A 19020-nucleotide genomic window follows, 5' to 3' on the forward strand; every position below is an offset into this window, starting at 1 on the left:
TTGGCTCAGACCCAATGCTTCAAAGGCGGTGGCGGTCTGGCTGTCAGGTGTGGTGGCTGCCGTGATGGTCGAATCCGTCAGATCCGTCACCCTAGGAGCTTGCAGCACCCTCAATGCGATCCATAAAGACTGCGGGCCTGGTACCAGACCCGCTCGAGATCAGCATCACTGAGCGCCAGAGCTTCTGGGTGGACTGTCGCCAACCAACGCCGTCGTTGAACCGTTGAATCGGCCTCGAAAAAGCGATCTTCCGCTGCCAGCACACGAAACTTCAGAGCTTCCAGAAGCCGCGCCCGAAGACGAACCCCATCGATCAAGACCAGCCGATCCTGAGGATCATGAAGCCATAGGGAATCTCCTGGGGAGAGATGGTCAATGGGCGGTGCCAGAACTTCCACCAGCGTGGGTGGCTGCCAGTGACGTTGCTTGGTCTCGGGATGGGGTCTGTAGATCCAAGCGGGACACTCCCGCCCTCGATCCGATCGCAGCGCGATTCGCCAGAAGGAAAACGTCTCGGGGGGATGTCGATCGGTCCAATGGAGATTCACAAACGTGTGGTCTGGAGCCTCCAAACCGATTTCCAACGGATGAAAACAAAGATTCAGAGTGCCTGGCCAACAGTCGGAGAGATCGAGTCCCAAGGACGCGAATAGGGGTTGCTGCATCGCAATCGTCCCCATCGGATAGGGCGAATCAGGGGAACGTCCAGACGCCACGCCATGACCTGACACCAGTCGCGCCTCGAACCAGTTCCCATCTCGGCGGTTTGAGATTGGATTGGAGGACAGCACCACAGCGGATCAGCGCTCCACACGATGCAGGCACTGCTCACAGGGACCCTCCGGTAAGACAGCACAACGGATCAAAGGACTGAGGGCATTGAGGGCACAGGAGGGGTCCCCGATCACCCAGCCATGACGCCAAGGCCGAGCATCGTGGGGGCGCTGCTGAGCCGTCACCAGGAGCACCAGGCTAGAGAGCTGATAGCGACCGGAGCGCAGCGTGTAGCGGTGACGGCGCTGAAGCACCAAGAAGCTTCGCTCGCCGTGGAGAAACCAACGCCCTGGATGAGGCGGGTCTTCAAGCTCAATGCGATCGATCGGCTGTTCGGAGCCGGCCTGCCTCAATTCCACAAGCATCGATTCAAGGCTCCTCCAGCAAAGGGAGAGAACGAGAGGAGAAACCCCAGAGCACCAGAGCAGCGACGGTCACCAGCGTGAACCATTCCGGCACCACCAGCCCAGGAAGAATCAGGGCCACGATCAACTTCAGGCCGACAAAGCCCACAGCGCTGTACCCAGCGGTTTCGAGGCGTGGATAGAGCTCCAACCAGCGCACAAACAAACCGGCTGTCAAACGAAGAGCGATGACACCAATCAGTGCACCACAGATCACAAGGAGTAACTGATCACTAATCGCCACCGCTGCGGCGACGCTGTCGATGGAAAAGGCAAGATCCGTCAAGGCAAGGGCCATCACCGTGCGCAGGAAGGGGGTGGAATCCGCGGTTTCAAGCTCTCCAGAGGCGCTGGAGGACACCTGGGAACGAGAGAACAGATGGCTGAAGAACAACCAGAGGAGATAGCCACCGGCCAGCCACTGCAGGGGTTGAAAGCGAAGCACCCAACCGGCCATCAGGATCAGGGCGATGCGCAGCAGGAAGGCGATCGCGATGCCGAGGTTGAGGGCCCTCCCCTCGCGCAGCGGATCCCGTTGCTGCCTTGCAATCGCTGCTAGAGCGATGGCGTTGTCTGCCGAGAGAATCAACTCAAGCGACACCAGCACCGGCAAGAGCGGTAAGAGTTCGCCCCAACGATCGACCCCATCCAACCAGGGGGTGAGCGAGTGCAGTGCTGCTGAATCCATAGGGATCAGCCTAGAAATGGGCAGCGCCATGCAGTGGAATGAACACCCGGGCCCGTCTTTGCCACATCGACACCAGCCGCTGCGTGGTGGAGGTGGAATGGCTCGGAGCAGAGGGGCTGCACGCCAGCGCCTTAGGCGAAGGCAGGACGGCCGAGGAGGCAGAGGATCGTGCCCTGCAACGGCTCCAGGCACGCCTGAGGCCCCAGCGAACCAGTGCCCCGGCACCCGTCAAGGCAACACCAACCGTTCAGTCGCCTCCAGAACAAGAGACCACACCCGATTCAACGGAGGCGTCAACGGCTGGAGAGAGACAGCGCGACGTTGAACCGCAACCGACTCCACCCAGCGAAGCCCCCACCGATCCGGATGACTGGAGCGATGAACTGACGGCGATCGACCTTGAGCTGCAACGCATCGGCTGGGATCGTGAACAGGAACGCCGCTATCTCGAACGTGCTTTCGGCCATGGCAGCCGCCATCGGCTCACCCGCTACAGCGACCTGGTGGCCTTCCTGAACCGCCTACGGAGCCTTGAACCAGGAATCAGCGGCGAGCAGGCACCCGTGCCCCTGCGCCGGAGTGATCTGATCCAGCAGGGGGACGCCATGCTCGCCGCACTGAATTGGAGCCCTCAGCAGGCTCGTGAATTCCTCCAGGGGCAGCTCCAGGCCAGCTCCAGACAGCAGCTCAGTGATGAGCAGCTGTTGCAGTTCAACATGCTGCTTGAAGAGCAGTTGCTTCATCTCAAACCGAGCGAACGGGTGCCGGTGTCCGAGGCGGTGGTGGAGGGCTGAACAGGCCTGGAATCGACAGGGCCACCAGGGCAGACCCCACCGCAAGAAGCACCAGCAGTGGAATCGGCCGCACCACCGGTTGCCGCTCCAGCACCGTGCCGCAACGGGAACAGATCGGAGTCGCTCCCCGGGGTGGGCGAAGGACAATGGCCGGCCCGCAACAGCATTCTGGGCAACGGAAGCGGGGCATCAAAGCTCTCCGTATCGCTCGTGTTCACGGCCGCAGGCAGCCGATTGCGACAATCATGCGTTGCCGATTGACGCCTCGCCATGCCCCTCAGCTCCCTGGTGCGTCTACTGCAGAGCTCAGGGCTAACCGGTGAATTGCTGGAGCGATGCGGGCGGGACGATCGATTGCTGTTGCGCGGTGGCAACCGTGCCGCCCGCGCTCTGGTCACAACGGCTCTTGCGAAACGAGGCGACCAGCCACTGCTGGTGGTGGTCCCCACCCTTGAGGAAGCGGGGCGCTGGACGGCGTTGCTGGAACTCATGGGCTGGGACAGCACCCAGCTGTATCCAACCAGCGAAGGATCTCCCTATGAGCCATTCGATCCCACCACCGAAATCACCTGGGGGCAGCTACAGGTGCTCAGCGAGCTGCAAAACGCTGAAACACGCAAGGATCTGGCGATCGTTGCCACCGAACGCTGCCTTCAGCCCCACCTGCCGCCTCCTGAGGCCCTAGCCGCCCGCTGCCGGAACCTGCGCAAAGGTGACACGGTTGATCTTGAAGAGCTAGCCACCTGCTTGAGCCAGCTGGGTTACGAGCGTGTCTCCAGCATCGATCAGGAAGGCACCTGGAGTCGAAGGGGCGACATTGTCGACATCTTCCCTGTCAGCAGCGAACTTCCTGTGCGCCTCGAGTTCTTCGGTGACGAACTCGACAAGCTGCGGGAGTTCGACCCAGCCAGTCAGCGCTCGCTGGATGCAATCGACAGCCTGCGCCTCACCCCCACGGGCTTCAGCCCACTGATCGCCGAACAGTTGCGCGAGCAGATGCCCGACGGGTTGGAGGCGTTGCTGAGCGAACAGGGGCTCAACGAATTACTCGAAGGCGGAACCCCAGAAGGGATGCGCCGACTGATGGGGCTGGCCTGGAACGAACCTGCATCGCTGCTCGATTACCTACCGAAGGGCTGCTGCATCGCCATTGATGAGCGCCGCCACGGGCGTGCCCATGGCCAACAGTGGCTCGAGCATGTCGAAGAGCACTACGCCGAGCTCCAACCCGCGGTCCCCGCCCTGCACCGATCGATCGAAGCAGCGCTTGAACTGGCAGAGGACTTCAACGGTTTCGACCTGGCGGAACTTCAAGAGCAAGACGACCACGCCAATGCCTTTGATCTGACCAGTCGTCCGGTGCCGGCCTACCCGAACCAATTCGGCAAACTCGGCGAACTTCTGAAGACATACCAGGCCGAGAAGCAGGCCATCTGGCTGCTCTCAGCACAACCAAGCCGTGCCGTCGCTTTGCTGGAAGAGCACGACTGCATCAGCCGCTTCGTGCCCAACGCAGCGGATGCCCCAGCCATCGAACGCCTGATCGAACAGGGGACACCTGTCGCCCTCAAGACCAAGGGCACCGCGGACCTCGAAGGACTGCAACTGCCCGCATGGCGGGTGGTGTTGATCACCGACCGGGAGTTCTTCGGCCAGCACAACCTTGGCAGCAACGGCTATGTGCGTCGCCGCCGCAAGGCCGCCAGTCGCACCGTGGATCCCAACAAGATGCGTCCCGGCGACTTCGTGGTGCATCGAAACCACGGCATCGGTCGCTTCCAGAAGCTTGAGAAACTTGCGATCAGCGGCGAGGTGCGTGACTACCTCGTGGTGCAGTACGCCGATGGCATCCTGCGGGTGGCTGCCGACCAGCTCGGCAGTCTTGGCCGCTATCGCGCCAACAGTGACGCGCCGCCGCAGCTCAGCAAGATGGGCGGTTCCGCGTGGGTGAAGGCCAAGGAGCGCGCCAGCAAGGCCGTTCGCAAAGTGGCGCTCGACCTTGTGAAGCTCTACGCGGAACGCCATCAAGCTCCTGGATTCGCCTTCCCTGGTGATGGCCCCTGGCAAGAAGAGCTCGAGGACTCCTTCCCCTACGAGCCCACTCCTGATCAGCTCAAGGCCACGGCTGATGTGAAACGCGACATGGAGAAACCACAACCGATGGATCGGTTGGTGTGCGGGGATGTGGGCTTCGGGAAGACCGAGGTGGCGATTCGGGCCATTTTCAAAGCCATCACTGCAGGCAAGCAGGTGGCGATGCTGGCGCCCACCACCGTGCTGGCGCAGCAGCACTGGCGCACCTTGTCGGAACGGTTCGCGCCCTATCCAATCAAGGTGGCTCTTCTCAACCGGTTCCGAACCGCTGGAGAGCGCAAAGCCATCCTCGAAGGCCTTCAGAAGGGCACGATCGACGCCGTGGTCGGGACCCATCAATTGCTCAGCAAGAGCACAGCATTTGACAAACTCGGCCTGCTGGTCGTGGATGAGGAACAGCGGTTCGGAGTCAACCAGAAGGAAAAAATCAAAGCGCTACGCAAGGACGTCGATGTCCTCACCCTGTCGGCGACCCCGATTCCACGAACGCTGTACATGAGCCTCTCCGGCGTTCGGGAAATGAGCCTGATCACCACTCCGCCCCCGCTACGACGCCCGATCAAGACGCACCTGGCGGCCCTCGATGAGGAGGCAGTCCGCAGTGCGATCCGCCAGGAGCTGGATCGGGGTGGTCAGGTGTTCTACGTGGTGCCGCGCGTGGAGGGCATCGACGAGGTAGCCGGGCAGCTGCGCCAGATGCTCCCTGGCCTGAAGCTGCTGGTGGCCCATGGTCAGATGGCCGAAGGCGAACTGGAGAGCGCCATGGTGGCCTTCAACGGTGGCGAAGCCGACGTGATGCTTTGCACCACGATCGTGGAGAGCGGCCTTGATATTCCTCGGGTCAACACCATCCTGATCGAGGACGCCCATCGGTTCGGCCTGGCGCAGCTTTATCAGCTCCGTGGTCGAGTGGGGCGCAGCGGCATTCAGGCCCACGCCTGGCTTTTCTATCCCGGCGATGCATCCCTCAGCGATGCAGCACGCCAACGCTTACGGGCGATCCAGGAGTTTGCTCAACTTGGCAGTGGCTATCAACTAGCCATGCGCGATATGGAAATCAGAGGCGTGGGCAATTTGCTCGGCGTGGAGCAGAGCGGCCAAATGGAAGCAATCGGCTTCGATCTCTACATGGAGATGTTGCAGGAATCATTGGCGGAGATTCAAGGCCAGGACATTCCTGCTGTGGACGACACCCAGGTGGACCTCCAGGTGACCGCCTTCATCCCGGCCGACTGGATCACCGATGCCGACGAGAAGATGGGGGCGTACCGAGCGGCCGCCGAATGCGCCAACTCCGCAAGCCTTGTGGAGCTGGCCGCCGGATGGGCCGATCGCTACGGCGCCCTCCCTGGGCCGGTGCAGTCACTCCTGCAACTGATGGAGCTGAAATTACTGGCCAAGCGCTGCGGGTTCTCGCGCATTCGAGCGGAGAAGCCGAATATCGCTTTGGAAACACCAATGGAGGAACCCGCCTTCCGCCTGCTCCGCCAAGGCTTGCCCCAACATCTTCATGGTCGGTTGGTCTACCAGGCGGGCAGTGGGACCACCGCCAAGGTGCTCGCCCGTGGCCTGGGTGTCTTGTCGATGGAGAAGCAACTCGAAGAGCTCAAAGGCTGGCTCGAGCCAATGGCTGCTCAGATCCCCGATGCTGAGGGCCTCAACGCTGAGCAGCGTGAGGCTCAAAAGAGGGCGCGTAATGAGGCGGTCCTCTCGGTCTGACGCGTCCTGCGTCCGCCTCGAGCGCTGAGGCCCTTAAAAATGAGAAGAGTCCGACACATTGCGCAATTCTTCGTTACAGTCAGAGGAATTCGAGGGGTTGTCGTGGGTGAGTTCATCGATCCGATCAGCAATGCAGGATCCATGGGCCTCTTCGGAAGCCTCATTGGCGCTGCTGCTCTCGGCGTCTATGCCCTCTGGCAGAACGACACCCAGAACGACGACGACGATTCCAATCCCGGTGGCGGCTTGATGCAACCGGTTGCCTGATAGGCCCTGGTGGACATCTGCCAGCCCCCTAGTAGTGGTGGGAGCGATGTCAGGCTGTCGCTCTAGGGCTGAGCAGGCAGCGCGGATTTGAGATTGGCGGAATTGGGTTGGTAGGCACGGCCGTTGTTCGGACTAGCCAAAGCTTTGATGAGCGTTGTCTCAGCGACGTGGTACTGGCTGTCCTTGGCGGTACCGAGATCCTCGAGCTTGAGGGATTTGATCTCCTCTTCGCTCATCTGCACCGACACATCGGGTTTGATCCCGTTTTTGTGAATGTCAGTCCCCTTCGGGGTTAGGTATTTAGCAATCGTGACCGTCATCCCCGACCCATCGGCCAATCCGCGAACGGATTGAACGAGACCTTTGCCGAACGTCTTGTTGCCGACCAACTGAGCCCGCTGATTGTCTTGAAGGGCGCCGGAGAGAATTTCGCTAGCGCTGGCGGAGCCCTCATTCACGATCACAACCACCGGACGTTGGGTCAGAGCACTGCCGGTCGCGCGGCGCACGTCCTGAATGCCTTCTCGCGTCTTCGTACTCACGATCGTGCCTTCATCGATCCACTGACGGGCGATGTCGACGCTGGCCTCGAGAAGCCCACCGGGGTTGCTGCGCAGATCCAGCACGTATCCCTCAGCACCCTCCGCTTCGAGTTTGCGGATAGCAGCCCGCATCTCCTTGGCGGCATTGGCATTGAACTGTTTCAGGCGGATGTAACCGATCTTTTTGCCGTTGGGAGCAGTGTTGAGCTGACTGTTGACTGAGTGGATCTCAATTCGAGCGCGTACCAGCGGCACCTGCACCACCTGGCCCTTGCGACGTAAACCCAGCACAACCTCGCTGCCCTCTTTACCGCGGATGAGCTTCACCGCGTCTTCGGTGGTCATCCCCTTGGTGGATTTGCCATCGATGGAAACGATCACGTCCTTGGGCTGCACCCCTGCCTTCGAAGCCGGAGTCCCTTCGATCGGTGAGACAACAACGATCTCTTTTGATTCTTTATCCAGGGAGATTTGAATACCTACACCAGTCAATTCACCAGAGGTATCGATCTGCATCTCCTTGAATTCTTTCGGATCAAGGAAGCGCGTGTAGGGATCATCAAGGCTTGCCAACATGCCCCGAATCGCCTCATATGATTCAGCCGTGCCCGCATAGGGCTTGGCGAGCAGCTCACGCCGCAGAGACTGCCAACGTTCTGAATCGTATTTGCCCGTGGAGTCAAGGTAATCGCGATAGACGATCTGCCAAACCTGATCGATCACTTCCTTGGGGCTATCGGTGATCGAAGAGGAGCCACTGCTGGGGAGACCCAGCCCAGGTGCTGCCATCGCCACAGCAGCAGACAAGCCCCCAGCGCCAAGCAAAACCAGCCAGGTGCTACGCCGCGAAGGAGCTGATGGAGGCTTGAGCAAGGAGGGCATGACGTCCCGTCAGGACTAATCCTTCACCCTAACGACTTCAGGCCGGTTCCACCCACCGGCCATCGTCTTTAATCAACTGAATCAGTGCCTGCACCCCTTCGGATTCCGGCACCTTGCGGATCTCCTCGCGTCCTCGATACAGGGAGATCACGCCAGGGGTCTTACCCACATAACCGTAGTCAGCATCGGCCATCTCACCAGGTCCGTTGACGATGCAGCCCATCACAGCGATATCCAATCCCGTGAGATGGGAGGTCGCCGACCGAACCTGATGGAGAACCTCTTCAAGATTAAACAAAGTGCGACCGCAGCTCGGGCAGGCCACGTACTCGACCATGGTCTTGCGCAAACCAAGGGCCTGAAGGATTGAGAAGCACACAGGGATCTCCTTCTCAGGCGCCTCAGTGAGCGACACACGGATCGTGTCGCCTAAGCCCTCAGCCAGCAGCGTGGCGATTCCTGCTGTGCTCTTGACACGCCCGTAGTCGCCATCGCCGGCTTCCGTCACTCCCAGATGAAGGGGATAGTTGAAGCCTTCGGCATCGAGGGTATCGGCCATCAGTCGATAGGCAGCAAGCATCACAGGCGCCCGCGAAGCCTTCATGGAAATCACGATGTTGTGAAAATCAAGCGCATCACAGAGGCGCACAAATTCCATCGCAGACTCCACCATCCCCCTCGGTGTATCGCCATAGGTGAAGAGCATCCGCTCAGCGAGTGAGCCATGGTTCACTCCGATACGCAGCGCCTTGTTCTCGGCCTTCAGAGCTTCAACAAGCGGAGCGAAGGAGTCCTTGATCCGTTCACCAATCGCCTCAAACTCTTCCTGAGTGAATTCCTGCCGACTGGGGTCGGGCTTATCGAAAACAAACAGGCCTGGATTAATGCGAACCTTATCCACATGCTTGACCACCTCAAGGGCGATCCGAATGCCGTTGTGGTGAACATCAGCCACCAACGGAACGGTGCAGCCCTGACCACGCAGTGCAGCACGGATCTCAGCCATGGCCTTGGCATGGGCCATGGAAGGAGTGGTCACACGCACGATCTCGCATCCCGCGTCTGCCAGGCGTCGGATGCCGGCCACAGCTGCCTCGATGTCGAGGGTGTCCTCATTGATCATCGACTGCACCACGACAGGGTGGTCGCTGCCAATCGGTACATCACCCACCATGACGGTGCGTGTCACCCGCCGATGAATCTGAGTGTCGTAACGACGTGATTGGTCGTTGATGGGAGTCACGGTCGTGGCGGTCAAGGGAGCGGAGCGCCGGAAGCGGCATCACCCTGACACAGCCGAGCCCTGACCTGACGCAGATCAGACAGCGTGAGCGCGAATGGCCCTCCAGGATCACGGGAGGGATTCCGCAGGAGATAGGAGGGATGAAACAGAGGCATCCATCGCCGACCATCCCGTTCAATCCATCGCCCCCTCAGTCCACTGATCGGATCGCGCAGGTCGAGGACCGCAGCGAGAGCAGTGGCCCCCAACAGGCAGACCACGGAGGGATTCACCAGAGTGATCTGTTGCTCAAGCCAAGGTCGACAGGCCTCCAGTTCGCCACGCTTTGGCTTGCGGTTACCTGGCGGGCGACATTTGAGCGCATTGCACACATAGAGATCCCGCTCTGGATCCAAGCCAGCTTCGATGAGGAGCTGATCGAGCAATCGTCCAGAACGTCCAACAAAGGGGCGTCCTTGCTGATCCTCCGTTGCTCCAGGAGCTTCACCGATCAACATCAACGAGGCCGTGGATGCGCCACGACTGACCACCACCCTGTTGCGGCTACCGGAGAGCTCACAAGCTGTGCAAGAGCTGCAGGCATGGGCAAGGGCTGCGGCAGCCAATTCGATCCGATCGGTGGCTTTTGCGGATCCCCAGGCCAACGCACACCCTGCTGCCGACGCGATCCTATGGACCGCGGCGACTCAGGGGGTACGCACGAGCAACAACACCCCATGGCCTTCAGGATCCTCCAGCCAGCATTCCGCCCCAAAGGATTCCAGGCGAGGGTCCTCTCGGATGGATGCACCGAGCTGACAGGCGTCAGCAATCCATCGCTGTAGGGCAGCAAAAGCCTGATGAGGGCTCACCTCAGTGCGCTGAAGGCAGGGAGCCAACGCCTGTCCGGGGACCGGGCTCGATCGTTGTCTAGAGGGTCGATAGATCTGAAGCAGCCCTCCATCGGGCAGATCCACCAACCAATGGGTCGCGGCAAGACCGGGGCGATGGGCGGTCTGAAACAGGGAGGCATAAAACGCCGCTAGGGCCTTCGGCTCTTTGGAAGCCAGAACCCAACTGAGCGATGGATGAGAGCTCGCTGAACCTGACGTCATAAAAAAAGGTTGTCTGGAACACCAGATCAGGCAGGATGGATTTTTCCAGCGCACCCGGTGGGGGAGTGCCGCGTTGATGTCACGCCCGTCAGTTTTGTCTCAACGGGCCGTAGCCCTGCAACCCTCGCTGACACTGGCGATCAGTGCCAGGGCCAAAGAACTGCAGGAAGCGGGCCGGGACATCTGCAGTCTCAGCGCTGGCGAGCCAGATTTCGACACGCCCACCTTCATCGTTGAGGCTGCGATTCAAGCGCTGAAGGACGGTTTGACCCGCTATGGACCAGCAGCGGGGGATCCCCTGCTTCGGGAGGCCATCGCTCAAAAACTCAGCAACGAAAACGGGGTACCCAGTGAGCCCGCCAATGTGCTGGTCACCAACGGAGGAAAACAAGCGATCTACAACCTGTTCCAGGTGCTGCTCAACCCTGGGGATCAGGTCCTGATCCCGGGGCCCTACTGGCTGAGCTACCCGGAAATCGCTCGCCTAGCAGGGGCTGAACCACGGATTGTTGGTTCCAGTGCCGAAACCGGTTTTCGCCTGGACCTTCAGGCATTGGAGGCGGCGATTACACCGCGCAGTCGCCTTCTGGTGCTCAACACCCCTGGCAATCCAACGGGACGCGTGATGGAGCGAACGGAACTGGAAGCCCTGGCCGAGTTTCTCCGCCGCCATCCCGACCTACTGGTGATGAGTGACGAAATTTATGAAGCGCTGCTCGAGGACGGTGAGAGCCATCACAGCCTTGCTGCGGTGGCGCCGGATCTTGCCGAGCGCACGTTCATCGTCAACGGCTTTGCCAAAGGATGGGCCATGACCGGCTGGCGGCTGGGATACCTCGCTGGTCGCAGCGACGTGATCAAAGCCGCGGCGGCACTTCAGAGTCAGAGCACAAGCAACGTATGCAGCTTCGCGCAACGAGGAGCCCTGGCGGCCCTGGAGGGATCCCGCGACTGCGTCCGAGCCATGGCCTCGACCTACAGCAGCCGGCGGCAATTGCTCTCCTCAGGGCTCCAGGCCATCGAGGGTTTGACCCTGGTAGCGCCCCGCGGCGCTTTTTATGCCTTCCCCCAGCTTCCGGAGGGAGTGGTGGATTCCATGGAATTCTGTCGATTGGCTTTAGACGAGGAAGGGCTGGCCCTGATCCCCGGGGAGGCCTTTGGTGATGGGCGCTGCATTCGCCTGTCTTGCGCGGTCTCGCATGAGACGATCAGCGATGGCCTTCAGCGACTCGAGCGACTGCTGGATCGACTGAGGGACTAATCACCCCATCCCAGATTCCTCTGATCCCATGCCAGCACGAGAACAAAGGGCCGTTGTTGTCCTAGGCCTTTTGATCGGCCTGATGACGACGGCCCTTCCGACCATGGCGCAGCAACTGCTGCGCATCGGGGCCATCCCCGATCAGAACCCCGAAAAACTGAATCGCCTCTACAGCGTTCTGGCCACTCAATTGAGCAATGAGCTCAAAGTCCCTGTTCGCTACGTGCCGGTGAGCAACTACCCCGCATCCGTGAGTGCGTTTCGCAGCGGAAGCCTTGATCTGGTCTGGTTTGGAGGCCTAACAGGCGTACAGGCACGTCTGCAGACTCCCGGTGCCCGAGTGTTGGCGCAACGGGATATCGATGCCAAGTTCCGCAGCGTCTTCATCGCCAACACGGCCAGCGGGCTCAAACCAATTAAAAGTCAAAAGCAACTCACCGAATTACGTGGGAAACGCTTCACATTCGGCTCCGAAAGCTCCACGTCAGGGCGCCTGATGCCCCAGTACTTTCTGCAACAAGCAAGGGTCAGCCCTAGCCAGTTTGCTGGTGGACGGGCTGGATTTAGCAAAAGCCACGATGCCACCATTGCCCTTGTCCAGAGTGGTGCCTACCAGGCTGGCGCCCTCAATTCGCAGGTTTGGGACAGCGCCTTAAAAGAAGGGCGAGTCGACACCAAGAAGGTGCGAGTGATCTGGCAGACCCCTACCTACGTTGACTACCACTGGGTGGTGCGCCCCGGCCTCGATCAGCGCCTCGGAAAAGGTTTCACAAACCGACTACAGAGAGCTCTGCTTAACATCAATAAACAGAGCGAAAATGGTCGAACCATTCTCGAGCTATTCGCTGCAGACTCCTTTATTCCAGCCAAGGAATCACAATACGAGTCTATTGAAAAAGTAGGCCGTCAATTGGGCAAGATTCGGTGAGTATCACGCTGGAACTTCGTTCCGTCGGTGTAAAGGGGAGAGAGGCGCCGCGCTTAAGGGGGGTCTCTCTCACCCTCCAGCCCGGCGAGCGGGTCGCGCTCCTTGGAGCGAGCGGCTCGGGGAAAAGCACACTGATTGCAGTCATCAATGGAAGCCTGAACGCTGATGAAGGACAGGTGCTCTGGACAGGATTGCCACCACGGCGGCGACGCCAGCGGCGAGCGATTGGAACGCTCTGGCAGGACCTGCGTCTCGTGGAAGAACTGAATGTCCAACAGAACATCAACGCCGGTGCCCTTGGGCAGCGCTCCTTGGGCTGGGCGCTGCTCAATCTTCTGATCCCCCTCGAAACGAATCACTGCCGACGCGTGCTGGAGGCGGCCGGCCTGCCGGCAGACGTTCTACAGACTCCAGTCACACGACTGTCTGGCGGCCAACGCCAACGGGTAGCGATTGCACGACTTCTGCGCCAACAACCTGAAGTTCTGCTTGCCGACGAACCCTTGGCCAGCCTCGACCCAGCCTTGATCGATGAACTGCTGACGCGGCTCCTACGGCAGACCAGCGCGGAAACCGTGCTGATCAGCCTTCATCGCCCAGATCTGATTCATCGTTTCGATCGGGTCATCGGTCTACGCAAAGGTCAACTGGTGCTCGACCTCAGGCCATCGGACTTGCAGTCCGGCCAGCTGGACGCCCTCTACAGCTCATGATCCGATTGCGTCCAGCGCCGCCGCTGCTCTGCCTGCTTCCTGCGCTCGCGCTGATTCCTGTGCTTGTCGTGGTGCTGCCGGCCATCCACAGCGGTGGACTGCAGATTTGGCTGGACTGCCTGTTGGGAGCCTTGCAGCCAAGCCTGGATCCAGTGGTCCTGAAGGCGATGGTTCGCGCCTTGCAGGTGACGTTGGCCACAGCGCTTGCAGCTTGGGGCCTTAGCGGTCTCAGCGGAGCTCTACTGGCTCTACTCAGCGCTGATGTGTTCTGGCTCAGTCGTGGCGCCCCCCTCTGGCCCGCCCAGATCCTGCGCAGTGTTCTCGCCCTGCCCCGCTCCATCCATGAACTGATCTGGGGTCTGCTGCTCCTGCAGATCTTCGGACTCCACCCATGGGTGGCTGTGCTCGCCATCGCGATTCCCTACAGCGCCCTGGTGGCAAGAGTTTGGCGCGACCAGTTGGACAGCCTCGACCGCAGCTCTCTGATCGCCCAACTCCAAACCGGCGCTCAGGCGGACGCCGCGATGATCACGGCCCTCGCGCCCGCGATGACACCAAGCCTGCTGAGCTATGGCGGCTACCGCCTGGAGTGCGCCTTGCGCAGTGCCACGCTGCTCGGGGTGTTCGGCCTGGGGGGCCTTGGCACAGAGCTCCAGCTCAGCCTTCAATCCCTTCGCTTCCATGAATTTTGGAGTGGCCTTTGGCTGCTGATCGTGTGCAGCGTTGCTCTCGAACAGGGACTGCGGTTCTGGCGGACTCGACCGAAGGAGAGGTTCGGCGCAGCCGAACGCCGTCAACTGCTCCTTCTGTGCCTGTTGCTGATCAGCGCAGTCGTCGGGGGTCTGTGGATGCAGCAACTCTTTCCCGACGATGGAGCTGCGCTCGCATGGCAATGGCCGCCACTACCCGATAGGGACCAACTTCTGCAAGCCAGCACGGAGCTGGCCTGGGGAAGCTTGATCGTCGATACCCTCAGGCTCACCCTGCTCGCCGCCGGACTGGCCATCGGACTGCCAGCTCTCGTCGAACTTCTTTGGAACAGGGGCGCCGCACCCCAAGTGCAGAGTTTGATCTGGAGTGCCCTGCGCTTGCTTCCCCCTCCCCTGACGCTGCTCATGCTGCTGCTGGCGAACCAACCCAGCCTTGCCCTGGCGGCTCTCGCGCTCGGCCTCCAAAACGCTGGAGTGCTTGGCCGTTTGCTCCGGGAGGGGCTCGATCAACAGGATCACCGGCGCCATCAAGCCATGACAGTGGCAGGAGCAGACAGCGCAAGCAGCTGGCTCTATGGCCAGCTAGCCCCGCAAAGTCGCGCGTATCTCGCCTACGGCGCCTATCGCGCAGATGTCATCCTGCGCGAAACCATCGTGGTAGGGCTGGTCGGCGGAACAGGGCTCGGCTGGGCGCTCATTGAAGCGCTGAGTTCCTTCCACTGGGCAGCGGTCTGGCTGCTGATCGGCGCCTTCTCCCTCCTCACTCTGACGGGAGAAGCCCTCAGCGACCGCCAACGGCAGCGTTGGCTGCAAAGCTGATCGGGCCTGACACAGCAGGGATGGAGCAACGACCCCGTCAATTGACGGTCATCGGCGATAGCGGTGTCTACGGCTGGGGAGATCGGGAAGGTGGAGGTTGGTGTGAGCGACTGCGTCGCGACTGGATGCAAACCCCATCCGCACCGGTGATCTATGCCCTAGGGGTGCGCGGTGATGGTCTTGAGAAAGTGGCGGAGCGTTGGCAGCGGGAATGGACTGTCCGCGGCGAGCTCCGACGTCAACAGCCCGAGGGACTGTTGCTCTCCGTCGGCCTGAATGACACCGCCAGGGTGGGGCGAGCCAACGGACGCCCCCAACTCTCCCTTGAGGCCTTCCGCTTCGGCTGCGGTCAACTGCTCAATGGCATGGCATCCAGCACCCAAGTGCTCGTTCTTGGACTCACCGCAGTCGATGAGGGCGTGATGCCGTTCGCCGACTGTCTCTGGTATGGCAACGACTCCGTGGCCTTGTATGAGGCGGCCCTGGAGGAGGCCTGCCTGGAGGCAGACGTGCCCTTCCTGGCTCTGCATCAGGCCATGCTTGCGGAGCCGGATTGGCTGCGATGGATCGAACCTGATGGCATCCACCTGAACGCCGAGGGCCATCACTGGCTGCATCAGCGGGTGAAACACTGGCCCGCTTTGCTGCGATGGGCGGGGCTGATGGAGCAGGGGCAACTCACACCGACCCTGGCCTGACATCAATCCAGGGCGCAAAAACATCACCCCAAAGGATGAGGTTTCCCAAGGGCAAGGCGATGAGGGTGTCAGCAGCCCCCCACTGGAGCCCTGACGACCGTCATGCAAACCATCGACCAAGACTCTGCAACCAACGCAACCGCCCAGGCCCTACGACTAGCCCGTCGCCAACGCCATGAGCTAAGGCGCCAATTGCCTGCTTCGATTGGCCGGCGCAACGCCACCGTTCTGGAACATCTGGGGCTGGCCCATCACGCCAGTGCCCACCAATGGAGACGCGGCGGCGGCGAACGCGATGAGTTACTCCAGGAGGCAACGCTTGGACTGATCGCCGCTGTCGATGGTTTCGACAGCAGCCGAGGGCTAAAAATCAGCAGTTATGCCATGAGCCGCGCCCACGGTCAGGTCCTGCACTTCAGGCGCGATCGTCAGGCGACACTCCGCATCCCTTGGCGGCTCCGCGATCTCCACGCCAAGGGCCAACGGATCCAGGAAGACTCACTAAACACCAATGGCTGCTTACTGGATGACCAAACGCTGGCCCGACGCCTCAACGTGACACCGGACCGCTGGCGCCAAGCCGTTGAAGCGGCCTGGCAGCAACCGGTGCTCAGTCTCGATGGTCCAGCTCAGAACTGCGATCACGATGAATCTGAACGGGTCAGCAGGCTCGATCGACTCGCAGCCATTGATTTGGAACAACCAGACCCAGCGTTGGACTGGCTCGGTGAGGCCCTGAAGACCTTCGCACCAGTCCAGCGCCGCTGGCTACTCGCCTATTACCTGGAGGGCCGTCCCCTTAGGACCCTGGCAGCGAGCGAAGGAGTTCATCCTTCCATGCTGTCTCGGGTGCTGAAAAAGACCCTCGAGCAGCTCAAGACCATGGCTCAAGGCACCAGCGACAGCATGGAAGCCGCACCGATCGCCAACAAAGCGGCTACAGCGGTCTGAATGGCATTGACCAGCTCATTGCTGAGCCACGGCAGGCGCTGCTGAAACAGGGCACCCATCACGCTTTCCAGCAGGGTGGCGAGGACACCGATGCCGCTCACCAGAACCGTGAGCGGCCAGCCATCGATCAGACCCAGCAACAACAGAATCAGGCTCATCAGAGCGCTACCCACAACGCTGGCAGCGGTCCCTTCCAGGCTGATCGCCCCCTCCGTACCAGCGGGAACCAACCTCCAGGTGGTGATCAACACCGTGGTGCGCCCCCAGCGTTTACCGATTTCGCTGCCGAAGGTGTCCGCCAACTTGGCACAGAAGCTGGCCGAGAACCCCACCAGCAGAAGGCCAAAGGGTTGGACGCCGGCTCCAACCATCAGGGCGAGCAGAGCGCCTGTGGATGCCGAACCCCAGACATTGGCGGGTCCCCTCCGACCACCACGGGCCTCCGCAAGGCCGGCGGCCTGCTTGCGGGCAAACCCAAGTTTGGTGACCAGGGAACCCAGGGCTAGATAGGCGACAACCGCCAGCCAACCGCGCCAGCCCAGGCATCCCCACAAAATTGTTCCTAAGGCAGCGGCATGAGCCCATCCGGATCGAGTGAGCAAGGGCAGGCGCTGGGCCATGGCGATCAACAGCCCGTTGATCACCAGAGCCAGCAGCCAGGAGGTGCCATCGGAACTCGGCAGAGGCATCGATCTGTGTTGCACTGCCCTAAGGATCGACCGTCAGGGCCACCGGCCGACAGATAATCGACACACGTCACTGTCCGTTGCTTGGCATGGTGTTCAACAACAAAAGCTTTTTCCTTGATCTGGAGGGCGCGGACGCCAACTCGGAACAGAAGGCCGTCAAGCAGTCGGTCACCGTTGCGCCAGTGAAAACCGTGACGGTTGCACCCGTCAAAGCGGAACCAAGCAAACCCGATGTTGCCAAGGCCAAGGCCACCGCAACACCCGGTCCAACCGAGGCGACTGACTCCACGGAGTCCAAGGGTCCCTCCCTCACCACCGCCGAAGCCATCGCTGCCGAACTCGCAGCATCCGCTGCGGCCCGGCCGCCCATGACCGTGGCCACTTACGCCCCGGATGCTCTTCAGCCTGGCAATGGCCTCAGGCCCCAGCGTCGTCGCCCCGGAGCCAACCTTCGCGGCTTCAAGTCAATGGCTGCCTCGCTGTTCAAGAGCTAAGGACCTATAGGCCTGGACTTGGCTGGCGACGCCAGGCGGTCATCAGAGTGGCCGCCGCAATGGCAGCAGTCGAGGTTCTCAAAATCGTCTCGCCGATACTGACGGGGGTCCATCCCTGTCTGATCGCCTCCTCCTCCTCAGCAGCGCTCCAACCCGCCTCGGGGCCGATGGCCACCCAGACTTCACGAGGTGCCCCGTCGTCGCTTGCAGCAGGCAGCTGAAGCAGCCAGTCGTGTAAGTCAACGAGCCCGTCCTGACGGGTTGTCGGGAGGGCGAGTGCCGAACCCGGTGCCTGAGCAGCCCACCACTTGTTCACATCCAGACAAGGGGCCAGCTTCGGGCTCCAAAGTCGCTCGCTCTGCTCCACCGCCTCCTGAAGAATCACCTGCCACCGGTCCGGCCGATCCTCCGCCTGCAGCGTGCGCCACTGGGAGCGCAGTGGTTGGATCTGGTCCACTCCCAACTCGGTGGCCATCCGCATCAGGTCATCCATGCCGCGACGGACACCCACCACGGCGAGTCCGAGTCGTGGAGAAACAGGCGACATTTGCAGGGAGGGACCGCTACTGAGTTGAAGCTGTCCACCATCCAGGAGTGAGGCTTGCCACAGGGAGCCCTGTCCATCGACCAAGGCAATGGGGTCTCCGGGCCTGAGCCGTAACACCCGACGGAGATAGTGCGCTTCGGAACTGCTGAGCTGCAGCGCCCGATCGGGAATCAACCGTTCAGGAGCGATCAGCAGTCGACGCAGTTCCGCCAAGACAATGGATCAGTTGAAAGAAGGGAAGACGCTATCGGGATGCTCTTCCACAGGCCAATCCTCATTTTCACCACCAATCAGCAACTCCTCCAGTTGCACCACATCACTATCGAGCTGCCGCAGAGCATTGATCAGCACATCGAGGCCGAACGCATCACTCGTCCCCAGATCCACCCAGCAACGGGCCCATTCCTGGTGATATTCCATCTGCCCCATGTTGTGCATCAGGGCCGGCAATGCTGAGGACGCCTCATCGTTGTCGTAGGCCATCCAGCTCAGCTCATCCCCCTCCTCATGGGCCTGAAGAGTCTCGGCATTGAAACCGCCCAGCCTTCCGAGCACATACCAACTGTCAAAAATCCCATCGACGTAACTGCGTTCCCCCTGACTGGGCACATCAGCGAAGCGCAACCACAGCCAACAATTGAAGGGATCGACCTCTCGGAATCGGACGTTCATGGCGGTGGTGTGATCACACCATCATCGCCGCCATGCA

At 61.0% G+C, this 19020-nt stretch carries 20 protein-coding genes; 10 read left to right on the plus strand and 10 right to left on the minus strand.

What is annotated here, in order from left to right; all coding sequences use genetic code 11:
* Positions 1–110: 110 nt before the first annotated feature.
* The 3 genes from CWE16_RS05935 to CWE16_RS05945 form a co-directional block, all read right to left on the minus strand.
* Positions 111–716, minus strand: a complete 606-nt coding sequence (locus CWE16_RS05935; protein WP_236629603.1) for a hypothetical protein — start codon at positions 714–716, stop codon at positions 111–113.
* Between the two features lie 84 nt (positions 717–800).
* A complete protein-coding gene (locus tag CWE16_RS05940) occupies positions 801–1139 on the minus strand; it encodes a DUF6464 family protein (RefSeq protein ID WP_131593750.1) in 339 nt (112 codons plus the stop codon).
* 4 nt (positions 1140–1143) lie between these two features.
* On the minus strand, positions 1144–1866 hold the full coding sequence (locus CWE16_RS05945) for a TerC family protein (RefSeq protein ID WP_131593752.1): 723 nt from the start codon (positions 1864–1866) through the stop codon (positions 1144–1146).
* A 38-nt stretch (positions 1867–1904) separates the two neighbouring features.
* Here CWE16_RS05945 and CWE16_RS05950 point away from each other — a divergent pair, with 38 nt between their 5' ends.
* From CWE16_RS05950 to CWE16_RS12115, 3 genes are all read left to right on the plus strand, one after another.
* Positions 1905–2660, plus strand: coding sequence for a hypothetical protein (locus CWE16_RS05950; protein ID WP_131593754.1), 756 nt, complete (start codon positions 1905–1907; stop codon positions 2658–2660).
* A gap of 270 nt (positions 2661–2930) precedes the next feature.
* Complete coding sequence (gene mfd, locus CWE16_RS05960; RefSeq protein WP_131593758.1) at positions 2931–6473, plus strand: transcription-repair coupling factor; 3543 nt, start codon at positions 2931–2933, stop codon at positions 6471–6473.
* Between the two features lie 102 nt (positions 6474–6575).
* Positions 6576–6740 (plus strand): hypothetical protein, encoded by a 165-nt coding sequence (locus tag CWE16_RS12115; RefSeq protein ID WP_164498766.1) that lies wholly within the window; start codon positions 6576–6578, stop codon positions 6738–6740.
* A 62-nt stretch (positions 6741–6802) separates the two neighbouring features.
* Here CWE16_RS12115 and CWE16_RS05965 read toward each other — a convergent pair whose 3' ends face one another.
* From CWE16_RS05965 to CWE16_RS05980, 4 genes are all read right to left on the minus strand, one after another.
* Entirely contained in the window at positions 6803–8164 is a 1362-nt protein-coding gene (locus CWE16_RS05965; RefSeq protein ID WP_131593760.1) for a S41 family peptidase, read from the minus strand.
* Between the two features lie 37 nt (positions 8165–8201).
* Complete coding sequence (ispG, locus tag CWE16_RS05970) at positions 8202–9398, minus strand: (E)-4-hydroxy-3-methylbut-2-enyl-diphosphate synthase (protein ID WP_131594129.1); 1197 nt, start codon at positions 9396–9398, stop codon at positions 8202–8204.
* Between the two features lie 20 nt (positions 9399–9418).
* Entirely contained in the window at positions 9419–10018 is a 600-nt protein-coding gene (locus CWE16_RS05975; RefSeq protein WP_370523111.1) for a uracil-DNA glycosylase, read from the minus strand.
* A gap of 75 nt (positions 10019–10093) precedes the next feature.
* On the minus strand, positions 10094–10501 hold the full coding sequence (locus tag CWE16_RS05980) for a VOC family protein (protein ID WP_131593761.1): 408 nt from the start codon (positions 10499–10501) through the stop codon (positions 10094–10096).
* A gap of 76 nt (positions 10502–10577) precedes the next feature.
* Between CWE16_RS05980 and CWE16_RS05985 the strand changes: the two genes are divergently transcribed.
* From CWE16_RS05985 to CWE16_RS06010, 6 genes are all read left to right on the plus strand, one after another.
* Positions 10578–11762, plus strand: coding sequence for a pyridoxal phosphate-dependent aminotransferase (locus CWE16_RS05985; RefSeq protein ID WP_131593763.1), 1185 nt, complete (start codon positions 10578–10580; stop codon positions 11760–11762).
* A gap of 28 nt (positions 11763–11790) precedes the next feature.
* A complete protein-coding gene (locus CWE16_RS05990; RefSeq protein ID WP_131593765.1) occupies positions 11791–12690 on the plus strand; it encodes a putative selenate ABC transporter substrate-binding protein in 900 nt (299 codons plus the stop codon).
* Entirely contained in the window at positions 12687–13403 is a 717-nt protein-coding gene (locus CWE16_RS05995) for a phosphonate ABC transporter ATP-binding protein (RefSeq protein WP_131593767.1), read from the plus strand. Before CWE16_RS05990 ends, CWE16_RS05995 begins: the two co-directional genes overlap by 4 nt.
* Positions 13400–14932 (plus strand): phosphonate ABC transporter, encoded by a 1533-nt coding sequence (locus tag CWE16_RS06000; RefSeq protein ID WP_131593769.1) that lies wholly within the window; start codon positions 13400–13402, stop codon positions 14930–14932. Before CWE16_RS05995 ends, CWE16_RS06000 begins: the two co-directional genes overlap by 4 nt.
* A 20-nt stretch (positions 14933–14952) precedes the next feature.
* Positions 14953–15630 carry a GDSL-type esterase/lipase family protein gene (locus CWE16_RS06005; RefSeq protein WP_131593771.1) on the plus strand — a complete coding sequence of 226 codons (678 nt, stop codon included), beginning with the start codon at positions 14953–14955 and terminating at the stop codon, positions 15628–15630.
* 102 nt (positions 15631–15732) lie between these two features.
* Positions 15733–16581 carry a sigma-70 family RNA polymerase sigma factor gene (locus CWE16_RS06010; RefSeq protein WP_131593773.1) on the plus strand — a complete coding sequence of 283 codons (849 nt, stop codon included), beginning with the start codon at positions 15733–15735 and terminating at the stop codon, positions 16579–16581.
* On the opposite strand, the gene CWE16_RS06015 is transcribed toward CWE16_RS06010, so the two are convergent.
* Positions 16518–17270, minus strand: a complete 753-nt coding sequence (locus CWE16_RS06015; protein ID WP_131593774.1) for a DUF92 domain-containing protein — start codon at positions 17268–17270, stop codon at positions 16518–16520. The genes CWE16_RS06010 and CWE16_RS06015 overlap by 64 nt on opposite strands.
* Before the next feature lie 86 nt (positions 17271–17356).
* Here CWE16_RS06015 and CWE16_RS06020 point away from each other — a divergent pair, with 86 nt between their 5' ends.
* Entirely contained in the window at positions 17357–17764 is a 408-nt protein-coding gene (locus CWE16_RS06020; protein ID WP_131593776.1) for a hypothetical protein, read from the plus strand.
* Positions 17765–17768: 4 nt separating this feature from the next.
* On the opposite strand, the gene CWE16_RS06025 is transcribed toward CWE16_RS06020, so the two are convergent.
* The gene (locus CWE16_RS06025; RefSeq protein ID WP_131593778.1) at positions 17769–18524 is read right to left on the minus strand and encodes a 16S rRNA (uracil(1498)-N(3))-methyltransferase; all 756 of its coding nucleotides are present in this window, start codon (positions 18522–18524) and stop codon (positions 17769–17771) included.
* Between the two features lie 9 nt (positions 18525–18533).
* A complete protein-coding gene (locus tag CWE16_RS06030; protein ID WP_131593780.1) occupies positions 18534–18983 on the minus strand; it encodes a DUF3531 family protein in 450 nt (149 codons plus the stop codon).
* Positions 18984–19020 lie beyond the last annotated feature (37 nt).

It is taken from the genome of Synechococcus sp. BS55D (genome assembly GCF_004332415.1).
In the GTDB taxonomy this organism is placed as follows: domain Bacteria; phylum Cyanobacteriota; class Cyanobacteriia; order PCC-6307; family Cyanobiaceae; genus Synechococcus_C.